General features: G+C 68.9%; 11 protein-coding genes and 3 tRNA genes. 7 read left to right on the forward strand and 7 right to left on the reverse strand.

The window, feature by feature from the left end; translation table 11 throughout:
- Positions 1 to 2: 2 nt before the first annotated feature.
- The gene (locus CHC08_RS30000) at positions 3 to 890 is read right to left on the reverse strand and encodes a LysR family transcriptional regulator (protein WP_089210730.1); all 888 of its coding nucleotides are present in this window, start codon (positions 888 to 890) and stop codon (positions 3 to 5) included.
- 74 nt (positions 891 to 964) lie between these two features.
- Here CHC08_RS30000 and CHC08_RS30005 point away from each other — a divergent pair, with 74 nt between their 5' ends.
- On the forward strand, positions 965 to 2,173 hold the full coding sequence (locus tag CHC08_RS30005; protein ID WP_089210749.1) for an NAD(P)-binding domain-containing protein: 1,209 nt from the start codon (positions 965 to 967) through the stop codon (positions 2,171 to 2,173).
- A 152-nt stretch (positions 2,174 to 2,325) separates the two neighbouring features.
- Here the strand turns inward: CHC08_RS30005 and hutH are convergent, their stop codons facing one another.
- Positions 2,326 to 3,873 (reverse strand): histidine ammonia-lyase, encoded by a 1,548-nt coding sequence (hutH, locus tag CHC08_RS30010; RefSeq protein WP_089210750.1) that lies wholly within the window; start codon positions 3,871 to 3,873, stop codon positions 2,326 to 2,328.
- Between the two features lie 153 nt (positions 3,874 to 4,026).
- On the opposite strand from hutH, the gene CHC08_RS30015 reads away from it, so the two are divergent.
- The 4 genes from CHC08_RS30015 (at position 4,027) to lepB (ending at position 5,306) form a co-directional block, all read left to right on the forward strand.
- A tRNA-Gly gene (locus CHC08_RS30015) sits at positions 4,027 to 4,098 on the forward strand.
- A gap of 27 nt (positions 4,099 to 4,125) precedes the next feature.
- Positions 4,126 to 4,196, forward strand: a tRNA-Cys gene (locus CHC08_RS30020).
- A gap of 14 nt (positions 4,197 to 4,210) precedes the next feature.
- A tRNA-Val gene (locus CHC08_RS30025) sits at positions 4,211 to 4,285 on the forward strand.
- 526 nt (positions 4,286 to 4,811) lie between these two features.
- Positions 4,812 to 5,306, forward strand: a complete 495-nt coding sequence (lepB, locus tag CHC08_RS30030; protein ID WP_245878649.1) for a signal peptidase I — start codon at positions 4,812 to 4,814, stop codon at positions 5,304 to 5,306.
- Positions 5,307 to 5,520: 214 nt separating this feature from the next.
- Here the strand turns inward: lepB and CHC08_RS30035 are convergent, their stop codons facing one another.
- A complete protein-coding gene (locus CHC08_RS30035) occupies positions 5,521 to 5,925 on the reverse strand; it encodes a RidA family protein (protein WP_089210732.1) in 405 nt (134 codons plus the stop codon).
- A 253-nt stretch (positions 5,926 to 6,178) separates the two neighbouring features.
- On the opposite strand from CHC08_RS30035, the gene CHC08_RS30040 reads away from it, so the two are divergent.
- Complete coding sequence (locus CHC08_RS30040) at positions 6,179 to 6,796, forward strand: hypothetical protein (protein ID WP_143653391.1); 618 nt, start codon at positions 6,179 to 6,181, stop codon at positions 6,794 to 6,796.
- 58 nt (positions 6,797 to 6,854) lie between these two features.
- Here CHC08_RS30040 and CHC08_RS30045 read toward each other — a convergent pair whose 3' ends face one another.
- Positions 6,855 to 7,283 (reverse strand): PPOX class F420-dependent oxidoreductase, encoded by a 429-nt coding sequence (locus CHC08_RS30045; protein ID WP_089210751.1) that lies wholly within the window; start codon positions 7,281 to 7,283, stop codon positions 6,855 to 6,857.
- Between the two features lie 86 nt (positions 7,284 to 7,369).
- A complete protein-coding gene (locus tag CHC08_RS30050; RefSeq protein ID WP_179282291.1) occupies positions 7,370 to 7,837 on the reverse strand; it encodes a MarR family winged helix-turn-helix transcriptional regulator in 468 nt (155 codons plus the stop codon).
- A 79-nt stretch (positions 7,838 to 7,916) separates the two neighbouring features.
- On the opposite strand from CHC08_RS30050, the gene CHC08_RS30055 reads away from it, so the two are divergent.
- Positions 7,917 to 8,435: a hemerythrin domain-containing protein gene (locus CHC08_RS30055; RefSeq protein WP_179282292.1), complete on the forward strand. Its 519-nt coding sequence runs from the start codon at positions 7,917 to 7,919 to the stop codon at positions 8,433 to 8,435.
- Between the two features lie 24 nt (positions 8,436 to 8,459).
- Here the strand turns inward: CHC08_RS30055 and rfbC are convergent, their stop codons facing one another.
- Positions 8,460 to 9,086: a dTDP-4-dehydrorhamnose 3,5-epimerase gene (gene rfbC, locus CHC08_RS30060; protein WP_089210736.1), complete on the reverse strand. Its 627-nt coding sequence runs from the start codon at positions 9,084 to 9,086 to the stop codon at positions 8,460 to 8,462.
- A 428-nt stretch (positions 9,087 to 9,514) separates the two neighbouring features.
- Positions 9,515 to 13,270 (reverse strand): galactose-binding domain-containing protein (locus CHC08_RS30065; RefSeq protein WP_089210737.1); only part of this gene is annotated, 3,756 nt, incomplete at its 5' end.

Raw genomic sequence — 13,270 nt, forward strand, 5'->3', positions numbered from 1 at the left:
CCCTATTGTCCCGCCACCTTCGCGAGGAACCGCACCAGCGCACGGGCCGCGGGCAGGGGCGTGCCCGGCAGGGCCGCGGAAACGATCCTGCGCGGGGCGAGGTCACCGAGGGAGCGGAGCACAAGATCGGGTGGTACGGCCCCCGCCGCGATGGAGGGCACCAACGTGATGCCGAGCCCCGCCGCGACGAACCCGAACTTGCCCGTCCATTCGGCGATCCTGACCGTGGTGCGGGGCGCGAACCCCGCGCGGGCACAGGCTGCGCCGAGCATGGTGGTCCCGGCGGGCGGGGGCGCCTCGATCCAGGTCTCCTCCCGCAGTTCGCGCAGGTCGACGCTCTCCCCCGCCGCCAGCCGGTGGCCGCGAGGCAGCGCGACGAGCAGCTCGTCGTCGACCAGCTCGACCGTCTCCACCTCGCCGTCGTAGGGCAGCCCCGACGGGTAGTCGCTGATCACCGCGACGTCCAGGCCGCCCTCACGCATCCGGCTCAGCAGACGGCGGCTGGGCCCCTCGATCGGGATGAGCTCGACCTCGGGGAACTCCTGCCGGAAGGAGCGCAGGGCGCTCGGCACCAGCGAGACGTTGGCGGTGGCGAACGCGCCGACGCGCAGCCGTCCCCGGTAGCCGCCGTGGATGCCGGCCAGCTCCTCCCCGGCTCTGACCAGCCGGTTCAGGACGACCTGGGCGTGCCGGTGGAGCGCCTCGCCGGCGGGCGTCAGCCGCACTCCCCGGGGCAGGCGCTCGAACAGCGGGCCACCCGCCTGCTGTTCGAGGGAGGCGACGCGCCGGGAGACCGCCGACTGGGTGTAGTTGAGCTTGGCCGCCGCTCCGGTGAACGACCCCGCGAGGGCCACCGCGTCCAGCAGGCGTAGTGCGTCGGTGTCGAACACATTCCTCCCTCGCATGGCTTTGATGCAATCTAGTCGTTGGTGGAATGCCTCCGGCGTTCTCTACCGTGGAGGACATGATTTCTTTCCTTGGACTGGGGCACATGGGCGCCCCCATGGCCCGGCGACTCGTGGAGGCCGGGCACAAAGTGACGGTGTGGAACCGCACTCCCCGCACCGTCGAGGGAGCCGTTACCGCGGCGTCTCCCGCCGAGGCCGTGGCGGAGGCGGAGCTGGTCATCACGATGCTCAGCGATCCGGCGGCGGTGAAACGGGTACTCGCGGACGCGGCACCCGGTCTGCGGCCGGGAGCGGTGATCGTGGAGATGTCCACGATCGGGCCCGAGGCGGTGGCCGAGCTCCGCGACCGGCTCCCCTCGCAGGTGGGACTGGTCGACGCGCCGGTGCTGGGCAGCGTTCAGCCCGCGCGGGACGGCACGCTGACGGTGCTGGCCGGGGGGCTGCCGGGCGATCTGGAGCGCTGCCGGGAGATATTGGGGGTTTTCGGCCAGGTTCGTGAGATCGGCGGGCCGGGCTCTGGGGCGGCGATGAAGCTGGCCGTGATGAGCGCCATGGTGCCCGCGCAGGTCCTGCTCGCCGAGACCGTCGCGTACGGCGAGGCGTCCGGCGTGGACGTCGGGACACTGCTGGACGTGCTCGGCGGCACATTCCTGGGGGCGCTCGTCGAACGGGTTCGCCCGGCGATCGAGAACGGGCCCCCCGAGACCCGCCACGGCCTCGCGCTCGCGGTCAAGGACCTGGTGCTGGCCTCCCACGAGACGCAGACACTCGCCGCGGCGGCCAGGGACAGGCTGCTGGACGCCACGGCGGCCGGGCTGGGCGGGGCGGATGTGACCGCCGTCTTCGGACACGCCGCGACGGCCCGCCCTTCCCGCGTGAGGAAGCTGAACCCCGCGTCGGTCCCGGCGACCAACGGCTACTACTCCCACGCCACCAGGGCCGGGGGGCTGCTGTTCGTCTCCGGGCAGGTGGCGCTGGACCCCGGGGGGAAGGTGGTCGGCGAGGGGGACATGACGCGCCAGTCGGAGTACGTGATGGACCTGCTGGAGCGCATCCTCGCCGACCAGGGCTGCACGTTCGACGACGTGACCCACATCCGGACGCACCTCACCGACATGTCGCTGCTGGCGGAGTACGGGGCCGTCCGGCAGCGCCACATCACCGGCGAGCCCCCGGCCAGCACGACCGTGGAGGTGTCACGGCTGTTCCGGCCGGGGCTGATGATCGAGGTGGAGGTGATCGCCGCCCTGCCCGCTACCCGGTGACCACCCCCACTGCCCGATGAGGCCGGCGACCGTACTCACGGCCGGGGACGCGAGTGCCTACGCCAGGGATCGACGCCCGTGCCCGCGGGCCGGGGGGCGCCTGCCTACGCCAGGGGCCGGCGCCCGTACCCGCGGACCGGGGAGGCGAGTGACTACACCAGGGGGCCGGTGACCGACTCCGCGGCGGCGACGACCGCGTTGTCGGCGACGAACTGGACCACCGACTCGATCTCCGGGGCCAGGAAACGGTCGGGGCCGGGGCCGGGGACGGTCTCACGCAGGGCGGCCACCACGGCCCCGGTCGCGGGGGCGGGCCGGAGCGGCGCCCGCAGGTCGAGCGCCCGGGCCGCGGTGAGGATCTCCACCGCGAGGACCCTGGTGAGGCCGTCCACCGAACGGCGCAGCTTGCGCGCGGCCGACCAGCCCATGGAGACGTGGTCCTCCTGCATGGCGGAGCTCGGGATGGAGTCCACGCTCGCGGGCACGGCCAGGCGCTTGAGCTCGGAGACGATCGCGGCCTGGGTATACTGGGCGATCATGTGACCGGAGTCCACGCCGGGGTCGTCGGCGAGGAAGGCCGGCAGGCCGTGGCTGCGGGTCACATCCAGCATGCGGTCGGTACGGCGCTCGGAGATGCTCGCCATGTCCGCGACCGCGATGGCGAGGAAGTCGAGCACGTAGCCGACCGGGGCGCCGTGGAAGTTGCCGTTGGACTCCACCCGGCCGTCGGCCAGGACCACCGGGTTGTCGATCGCGGAGGCGAGCTCGCGCATGGCGACCGAGGCGGCGTGCGCGAGGGTGTCGCGGGCGGCTCCGGCGACCTGTGGGGCGCACCGCAGTGAGTAGGCGTCCTGGACCCGGGTGCAGGTGCCGTCCCGGTGAGATTCCATGATCTCGGAGTCCTTGAGCATCGCCCTGAGGTTGGCGGCGCTGGCGGCCTGCCCCGGGTGCGGGCGCAGGGCCTGCAGCTCGGAGGCGAAGACGCGGTCGGTGCCGAGCAGCGCCTCCACGCTCATGGCGGCGCCGATGTCGGCGGTCTTGAACAGCCGGGTGAGGTCGTCCATGGCCAGGATCAGCATGCCGAGCATGCCGTCGGTGCCGTTGATGAGCGCCAGGCCTTCCTTGGCGGCCAGCTCGACGGGCTCGATGCCCGCCTGCTTCAGCACCTCGGCGGCGTCCCCGCGCTCGCCCGCGGCGTCGCGGACGACGCCCTCGCCCATGATCGTGAGGGCCACGTGGGAGAGCGGCGCGAGGTCGCCGGAGCAGCCGAGGCTGCCGTACTCGTGCACGACCGGGGTGATCCGCGCGTTGAGCAGGCTCTCCAGCACCTTGGCCGTCTTCGGGCGCACGCCGGTGTGGCCGGTGGCCAGGGTGTGCAGGCGCAGCAACATCAGTGCCCGGGTGACCTCGATCTCCACCTCGGGGCCAGAGCCCGCGGCGTGCGAGCGGACGAGGGAGCGCTGCAGCTGGGCCCGGAGCGAGGGGTCGATGTGCCGGGTGGCGAGTGCGCCGAACCCTGTCGAGACCCCGTAGGCGGGGGTGGGGCTCTCGGCGAGCTCGTCCACGCGGGTGCGGGCGGCGGCCATGGCCGCCACGGCGTCGTCGGTGAGGCGTACGGTGGCGCCGTACCGGGCTACCTGGACGACCTCTTCGAAGCTCAACGGCTCCGGACCGATGTTCACGACCACGTTGTCGCGCATGGCGTCACTCTCTCGCATAGTAAGCATTGGTAACTGGTGAACCCGATAATGGCTCCTTACATCACAACATACCGGTCGCATTCGGTTTGGGGAGTCGCCGGGTATTCGCTAGAGTTCCCTCAGTGACGCCGAGCCGATCCTGGCCAGGCACACGCGGAAGTGGCTCAGTGGTAGAGCATCACCTTGCCAAGGTGAGGGTCGCGGGTTCGAATCCCGTCTTCCGCTCGGAAAAGGGGCTCGTGCCCCCCACTCGGTGGAGTGGCCGAGAGGCGAGGCAACGGCCTGCAAAGCCGTGTACACGGGTTCAAATCCCGTCTCCACCTCTGGTTTTCAGCGAGGACGATTAGCTCAGCGGGAGAGCGCTTCCCTGACACGGAAGAGGTCACAGGTTCAATCCCTGTATCGTCCACCAGGCTCCATGGTGGGCCAGGTCCGACCTGGTCAAACAGGAGACAGAGTCCCAGGTCGCGGCGGCAGCCGATGATCTGGGACTTTTTGGTGTTCCGAGCTGTTCGGGATACCCATCGCCCCTGCCTCTCGGAGCGCCGACACGGCCGCACTCGTATCGGTGTCCCAAGGCTCCGCGTGCCGCGAAGCCCAGCGAGGTACGCCGACATCACATTCCCGTCCTCCGCGTCCCCGGCAGGCCCAGCGGACCAACTCCTCCGAGCCAGGCCCGTCCGTGCTCGTTGACACCTCACGGACGAAGAAGATCACCGACTCGGAGCCCACCCGAAGACGGACCTGGCCTTCGTCGCCGGCTCGCCGTTCCTTCGGGTGAGACGAGAGGGTCCCCAGAGGGATATCGGGGGTCGCGGCGAGATGACCCCCGATGGGATCATGGCGAGGCGCAAGCCACCCATACGAGACTTAGGCCGAATAGTACCTTTATGTCACTTTTCAGATTACGCACTCTGATTGTCCCTTTTGTGGTAGCAATGGCGTCGGCGTGTTCGGTCCTGCCCGAGCCGCTCGTCTCCAAGTTGACCGGACACGAGTCCTACCGAGAACCGAGCGAGGCGATGATGCCCACGCTCAAGACGGGCGACGTGGTCACCGGCAAGATGACCGACGGGACGTATGCGCCCAAGGCGGGTGACGTCATCGCCTTCCTGCCGCCGAAGTCATGGGGTGGAAGCGGCGGTTACATGATCAAGCGAGTCATCGGCGTTCCCGGGAGCGCTGTCAGCTGCTGCGACGCGGATCATCGGATGGTCGTTGACGGCAAGCCGCTGGACGAGCCCTACGTGGCCAATGAGCGGGCCTCACACCTGGAGTTCGAGCCAGTCGTCGTACCCGAAGGGAGCATCTGGGTTCAGGGCGACAATCGAGATGTCTCCCTCGACTCGCGTAGCTATAGCAGCAGGGCGGGTGGCGGCATGGTCCCCGTAACCAGCGTCCTCGGAGTCCTCGACGTGAGCACCGCGAGGTAGGGCAGATCGCAGGTGCCGGCGCTGTTCGGTACCGTTTGGCACCTCATGCAAGACCGCTCCGGTGTTCGAGAGGAAGAGGTCGCGGGTTCGGATCCGGGCCCACGTGCCGCCATCGCGGGTCCGGGTGCGCGTCTGGCACCGGCTCGTCGGTCGGCACCCCAGCCATGATCGCAAAGGACGGAAGCCTGGCCCGCAAGAACGGGGGCGCCGGCCGTCAGGTTGCGGGAACCGCGGCGACCGCCTCGATCTCGATCAGGATGTCCGGGCGGAAGAGGCCCGCGACCTGTACGAGCGAGCTTGTGGGCGGCCGCTCCAGGTTGACGAACTCGTCCCGCACGGCCCGGACGACGGACAGCGCCGAGGTGTCGACAACAAAGATCGTGAGCTTGAACACGTCGTTCCAGGTCGCGCCCCCGGCCTTGAGCGCGGCCTCGACGTTCCGCATGACCAGGCGTGTCTGGGCCTCCCAGTCGCCGGCGGCGGCCGGTGTGCCCTCCGTGGTGATCGGGACCTGGCCCGAGGTCCAGACGAGCCGGCTGCCCGGTGCGATGGCGGCGACATGGCTGTACCCGTTGGTCGCCGGCAGCGTCGAGGGAGTGCTGAACTCGATGTGCGTCATGAGTGGCCCTTCTGGGTAACGTCGGATCACACGAGACTTTGCCAGATCGGCTGGGAGCGGGCAGCAGGGACCCATCCTGCGGCTACGGGAGCGCCGAAGGCTTCCGGAGTCGTGTGGAAGCCCCACAGGTGGAGGGCCTCCACCTGTCTGGGAGAGGTCGATCATCCCCGAAGGGCTCGCCGTTCTGCGGCAGGAAAGGAACTACGGGGAAAACATGTTGGCCCGCCTGCGCCGTTGGAGGACACTTCGGGTCATGTACGGCACCGCCTTCGATCAAGCGGCTAGACAGGTCTACCTCGCTCATCGCGACGGTGAGGCGCGAGTGGGGCCTCTGGTGGAGCTGGCCTTCGCGGTTTACGAGGGTGGCGGGCGTGGCCGCGCCACACGGGAGTTGCTCGAGCGCCCAAGCGCGGAGCTGACCTCCGCGGACCTGGTCCGGCTCGGTGGGTCGCTGCTGGCGGAGGCGGGTTTCGAACCCGGATTCGACCTTGAGCCCACCTGGTGGACGACGCTCGAACAGGCCCTGGCCGTGGTCGAACGTGACGTGCGGACAGCGGGAGTCACCGGGGACCTGCGCCTGGTGATCCCGGACTGGGACACCGAATTCGGGCAGGCGTGGGTGGAGTTCCGCGGCGGGTGCCATGGGCAGGGCATCCGCCCGAGCTTCGGAAGCCGGTTCGAGGGGGCTCTGGAGATCGTTGCCGACGCCGTCCAGGAGGTCGTCATGGAGACGATCTGGACGGCGTGGCCCGTCTGTCCCGAGCACCGGCTCGGCATGCATGTCGACTGCGCGCGAGGCCATGCCATCTGGGTCTGCAGGGCTTCGAGGAGCCACACCGTCGCGCTGGTGGGAGAGCTTCCTGCTCGTTGATCCGAGATTCTCCACAGATCGGTGATGTGGCCGGGCCGGCGCGATCGCCGTCGTAGCGCTAGTCGGCGACGTCGGCGAGGGCGATGGCCTTTTCGATGCGGACTCTGACCATCACCTCGCCGGGGACGCCGTTGCGGTCGCCGTACTCCTGTGCCCGGTCCGCGCCCATGTAGCGCGCGGCGATCCGGGTCGCCCAGACGCGGAGCGTGTCCAGATCGTCGCTGAGTTCGGCGCGCCCCTGCAGCGTGACGAAGTCGAAGGGCGGCCGCTCGTCGTCGACGCATATCGCGACCCTGCAGTCCCGCGCCAGGTTGCGTCCCTTGACGGTGTTCTGACCGGTCATGAAGATCAGGTCGTCACCGTCGAGCAGGAACCACACGGGTGCGATGTGAGGGCTCCCGTCGACCCGTACGGTGGACAGCTTGCCGGTGCGGGTCCCCTCCGAGACGAACGCCTGCCACTGATCCTTCGACATTTTCTGTGCCATGTCTCCATCCTGCAACCACCGCACGCCGAATCGCGGACCGGCCTGGCCCTGCGGCGTGGCGTGGTCGGCGGCGGCGGCGGGAGGACTCAGTGCCCGGCGCATATCGGGTCGTCGGGTGCGGTCCTGACCCGGGCGAGGAGCTCCCGCAGACGGGCGATCTCGTTGTCGTCGAGGTCGGCGAACAGCTCCCGCTCCACGGCGGCGAGTGCGCGCTCCACCCTGGTCAGCGCCTCGCTCCCGTCGGTGGTGATCTCGACGATGTGGCGGCGCCGGTCGGCCGGGTCACGGTGGCGCACGGCGAGCCCGTCCCGTTCGAGGTCGTTGAGGACCGCGACGAGGATGCTGGGGTCGACGCCCAGGGCCTCGATGAGGGCCTGCTGGCTCATCCGTCCCACCTTGGCGAGGTGCATGAGGGTCATGCTCTGTCTCGTCGTGAGGCCGGCGACGCCGAGCGCCTGGCGTATGCGGCCGTCGGTGATCGCGCCGTGCCGGGCCAGCAGGAAGCCGATGCGGTCCAGCCCCTCCGCCGCCATCCGAGTGTCCTCCGCTGCCATACCGGCATCGTAACAGGAGGTCGATAGTCGGCACATGTTAATCGTTGAGGCTCTTCAATCATCTGCTACCGTCAACAACATGACGCAGAACACGGCCTCAACCGGCGCGCCCGGTGAGCACCTGGTAAATGAGCTGAAATGGGTCCACGGGATGCTCCGCCGAGACCTTCGGGTCCTGCGGGAGGTCGCCGGCCAGATCAGCTCGGGCGGATCAGCCGCGCTCGTCCAGGCCAGGATCCGCTCGTTGCAGACCCGGAGCCCCCTGTGGCAGCTACGCGTCAACTGCCTGCAGTACTGCCAGTTCGTCCACGCCCACCACGGCGGAGAGGACGCTCACCTCTTCCCGGCGCTGCGCCGCTCGAATCCCGCGCTGATACCGACCGTCAAGCGCCTGGAGGCCGACCACAGGCGGATCTCCGATCTCCTCGACCAGGTCGCGGCCCTCGCGGATCTGCTCGGCGGTGAGGACACCCCCGACAACCGCAAGCGGCTGGTCCTCGCTCTCGACGAGGTGAGCACGCACCTGCTCGAACACCTCGACTTCGAGGAGGAATCGATCAGCCCCACGCTGCGGCAGTGGACGAGGTGGCCGTTCTGAGCGATGCGGGCGCGGAGCTCGACCTCAAGCCTCGGGCGCGGAGCTCGGCGCCGGGCTTCCGGCACGGAGCTTGGCGTAGAACCGGCGGCACTCCTCGTAGTCGGGAAGCAGCCCCAGCTCCCTGGCCTCGTTGAGGGTCGGAGCCGCGGCGTCCTTCTCCGAGAGCAGCGGCGTCACGCCGGCCGGCCACTCGATCCCGAGCTCGGGGTCGAGCGGGTTGATCCCGTGCTCGCGCCCGGGCGCGTATCCCTCGGAGCAGAGATACACCACGGTCGCGTCGTCGGTCAGGGCCATGAAGGCATGGCCGAGCCCCTCGGAGACGTAGACGGCGCGGTGGTCCTCATCGTCCAGGCGCACCGGCTCCCACCGCCCGAAGGTCGGCGAGCCGACACGGATGTCGACGACCACGTCGAGGACCGCGCCCCGGACGCACTTCACGTACTTGGCCTGGCTGGGTGGCACGTCGGCGAAGTGAACGCCTCGCAGCGTCCCCGCACGGGAGATCGAGTGGTTCGCCTGGGAGAGATTCAGATCCTGGCCCGTGGCCTCGCGGAAGGCGTCTCCGCGGAACCACTCGTGAAAGCTGCCCCGGCCGTCCGGGAACACCCTGGGTTCGAACACCCACGCACCGTCGATGCCGAGTGAACGCATATGGATCTCCTTACAGTGGCCGTGCCCTCACCTCGCGGACGTCCGGCCTCCCGTACGGGCGATGGGGGCGGGGGCCGGTGGAACGGTGCGTGGCGGGCGTCTCCCCCGGCGAAGTCCCCGGGAGCACCGGGACGTTGAGAACCGTCCCCCTCGGACACGCCGCGAGCAACCGTCCATCCGCGTTGCGCAGACCCGAGTAAATCATCATCTCCGTCGCGTACCGCCCGGAACGCGCAGACAGCCGGTGTCCACGTCTGGACGAGTGTCGGCTCCAGCCGTGGACGGCGGATCACGTCGCCCCGGACACAGGGATGCCGCCGGAGGTCGGACCTCCGGCGGCACCCTGTCGTCGACATCACCGACGTATCGGCGTTATCGGCGCTGTCGACTGGTTCTGGTTGCTTACGGGTTAGCGGTTCTGGTTTTTCTTACGGGTTGTTGATGATGGTGAAGGTCGAGGTCGTGTTCTTGATGTTCGTGGCGTTGTTGGTCAGCCTCAGGTTGTTGAACGTCACCGAACCGACCGCCGGACCCTGACCGGCCTCCGGCATCTCGTTGACCCAGATGCCGAACCCGGACTTGGCGTCGAAGGCGTCGCCGCTCTTCTGCGCGCCCGAGATGGAGACGTTCGTGAAGATCGTGTCCTTCACCGGGAACTGCGGCTGGCCTCCCACGTAGTTCGTCTGGAACATGATGCCGCTGTAGGTCGGGTCCACGATGTCCACGTCGCTGACGCGGATGCCCTGGAACACCTTCGAGGCGGAGAAGACCCAGATCGCCGGGAAGGTCTGCGAGCCCCAGAAGTGTCCGCCCGCACGGACGATCGAGATGTTCTCGAACGTCGTGGGCGGGCTGGCGCCGAAGCCGTTCATCGGGTAACCGAAGTCGAGCGAGCTGATCGTGATGCCCGAGTAGACCAGCGTGTCCGCGATGTAGATGTTCCTGAACACGTTGTCGTACCCGCCGTAGACCGCGACACCGGCGGCGCGCCAGGTCAGGATCGAGGTCAGGTTCTCGTAGACGTTGCCCCGCATGTCGGCGCCGCCGGCGTCGATGGCCGAGAACAGCGCGAAGCTGTCGTCGCCCGTGGCGCGGGCCTCGTTGTTGATGACGTGGTTGTCCGTGCTGCCGTTCGTCATGTTGATGCCGTCGGCGAACAGGTTGCGGATACGGGAGTTCTTGATCGTCACGCGGTCGGTGTTCGCGCCCCAGTAGAGGCAGACCGTGTGCTCGTTCCAGATGTTGTCGATCACGATGTCGGCGACGTTGGCGAAGTCGAACACCTTGCCCGGGCCGTCGATGCGTGAGGTGTAGTTACCGAAGTAGGCGAAGTTCGCGAACGAGGAGCCGTTCGCCGAGGCCTCGGCGCGGAAGCCGACGTCGGTGTTGGCCTGGGTCTGCGGGGCCTGGAACTGGGTGTACCAGGGACCGGCGCCGACCACCTTGACGGCCTTGCCGTACACCTGGAACTTGCTCGCCGTCTGGTAGGTGCCCGGCGGCAGGTAGACGCCGACCAGGTTGCCCGTGGTGTCCATCCGGACCCGGTCCAGGGCGTTCTGCACGTCCTGGTGGGCGAAGCCGGTGGGAACCGCGTACTTGGCGGCGTCGGGGTTCGCGATCGGCGACACCTGCTCGAGGTTGATGAAGTCGATCCCGTACGTCGTCGTGTTGGCGGGGTCCTTCTGCAGCTTGATCTTGCTGCCTGCCGGGACGGTCGTCCCGAGCATGACGCTGGCCTCGTCGTAGATGTGACGTGCTCCGCCCGCGCCCGGCGAGTTGCCCGGACCCGTCTCGTTGCCGTACAGCCACGCGTACTTCGAGGTCAGGTCGATGGCCTTGAGGAAGGTGCCGTTGACGTAGATGTTGAGCGAGGAGTTGATCCCGTCGCCGCCCGCGGCGTCCGGGATGGAGAACCGGGTGACGAGGGTGTTCGTGCTGGCCTTGGTGGTGAACTCGACGAAGCTGCCGTTGGAGTTCAGCGTCACCGCCTTGCGGCCGGACGCCTCACCCGCCAGGGTGCCGACGTCCCGGCTCGGGCCGACGACGGCCGCGCCGCCGCCGACGACGGCGTCCTCGGCCTCATACATGTCGTAGGGCATGTTGGCGCCGCGTCCGACGAAGAACGACTGCGTGCTGGTGTTGTTCGTCCGCTTCACCGGCAGCTCGTTGGCGTCGTCGGCCAGCACGGTCTTGACGGTGTACTTGCCGTTGGCGGCCGTCCACGTGCCCAGGTTGACCGGGGCCGTGGTGGCGCCGGCGGCGATCGCGCCGGTGTAGGAGCCGGTCAGCGTACGGAGGACGGTGCCCGCCTCGTTGGCGACCGTCAGGGTGATGGAGTGGGCGCCGCCCGCGGAGGCCACGTTGCCCTGGTTCCTGATCGGCACGGAGAAGGTGACGACGTTGCCGGTCGCCGGGTTACTCGGCGTCCAGCTGGTCACCGGGACGAGGTCCGAGCTGTCGACGGGCCTGACGACGAGCGAGGACGGGCTCGTGAAGGTGTTGTTGGCCTCGCTCTGCTCGATGACGCTGTTGGCCTCGTCGACCTTGGCGCTCAGCGGGTAGGTGGCCGCGTCACGCGGGCCGATGTTGGCGGAGACGGTGACGGTCGCTCCGGCCGCCAGCGCGCCGACCGTGGCGGTGCCGACCTTGGTGGTGCCGAGGTAGAAGTTGACGTTGGTCGCGCCGGAGGCAGCCGTCCCGATGTTCCTGACCGCGGCCGACAGCGTGATGGAGTCGGTCTCGATCGGGGACGCGGGGGCCGACGTCACACCGGTGATCGTCAGGTCCGGGTTCGGGGCGGGGACGCCGATGACCTGGAACTCCGCGACCTGACCGGCGGGCGCGCCGGTGTTCGTGGTGAACCTGAGCTGGACGTCGGCGGCCGTCGCGCTGACCGGGATGGTCACGGTGTTGCCGGAGGCGGGGTTAAAGACGTAGGGCGTCGCCGAGGAGATGCTGGTGAACCCGCTGGCGCTCTGCTCGCGGCCCAGGACCTGGACGGTCTGCGTGCGCGTCCCCCACGAGCTGTCGGGGTTCAGCTTCAGCACGATCGAGCTGAGGGCGGCGTTCGAGCCCAGCTGCACGGTGAGCGTGCTGGGCTGGCCGTTGCCCTCCCAGTAGGTGGCCGTGTTGTTGTCGTTGGCGTTGGCCGCGACAAAGGTGTGCACGTGACCGGACTCGACCATCTCCTTGCCCAGAGCCAGGTTCGACCCCGGAACGCTGGTACCGGTACGCGTCACCGTGTTGCTGTTGGCCGAGGTGTTGCCCGCGGCGTCCTTGGCCCGCACGAAGTAGGCCACCGTCGCACTGTCCGGCTGGGTGTCGGTGTAGGTCAGCACCCCCGCGCCCACACTGCCACGCAATGCGTTGTTGGCGTAGACGTCATACCCGGTCACCCCGACGTTGTCGGTGGAAGCGCCCCAGGCCAGACGGATCTGACCGCTCGCCGGCTGGGTGTAGGCCAGGTTCGACGGAGCGGACGGGTTCTGGGTGTCACCACCCGGCGTGCCGGTACGAGTCACCGTGTTGCTGTTGCCCGAGACGTTGCCCGCCGCATCCTTGGCCCGCACGTAGTAGGCCACCGTCGCGGTACCCGGCTGGGTGTCGGTGTAGGTCAGCACACCGGCGCCCACACTGCCGCGCAGCGCGCCGTTGGCGTAGACGTCATACCCGGTCACCCCGACGTTGTCGGTGGAGGCACTCCAGGTCAGCCGGATCTGACCGCTCGCCGGCTGGGTGTAGGCCAGATTCGACGGGGCGGACGGGGCGACGGTGTCCACGGGGCCGCTCGCGCCGTAGACCTCGAACTCGGAGATCTGGGCGGCCGGCCAGCCGGTGTTACCGGTGACGTTGATCCGCACGTACCGGGCGCTGGTCGCGGTGAAGTTGATCGTCACCGTGTTACCGGTCGCCGGGTTGAAGGCATACCCCGCGGACGCGACGGTCGTGGTCGCAGGCGGGCTGGTCGTGCCGGTCAGCACCGACAGGGTCTGCGTCCTGGTCGCCCACGCCGTCGCCGGCGGCAACTTCAAGACGACCTGGTCGATGCTGGTCGCGGCTCCGAGGTCGATCTGGGCCCACTGCGGGAAGGCGTTGTTCGTGCTCTCCCAGTAGGTGCCGGCGTTGCCGTCGTTGAGGTTGCCGGCCCCGTAGACGTCGCTGACGCCACTGACCGTGGCCGTCTT

Origin of the sequence: Streptosporangium subroseum (assembly GCF_900188345.1) — a bacterium.
GTDB lineage: Bacteria > Actinomycetota > Actinomycetes > Streptosporangiales > Streptosporangiaceae > Streptosporangium > Streptosporangium subroseum.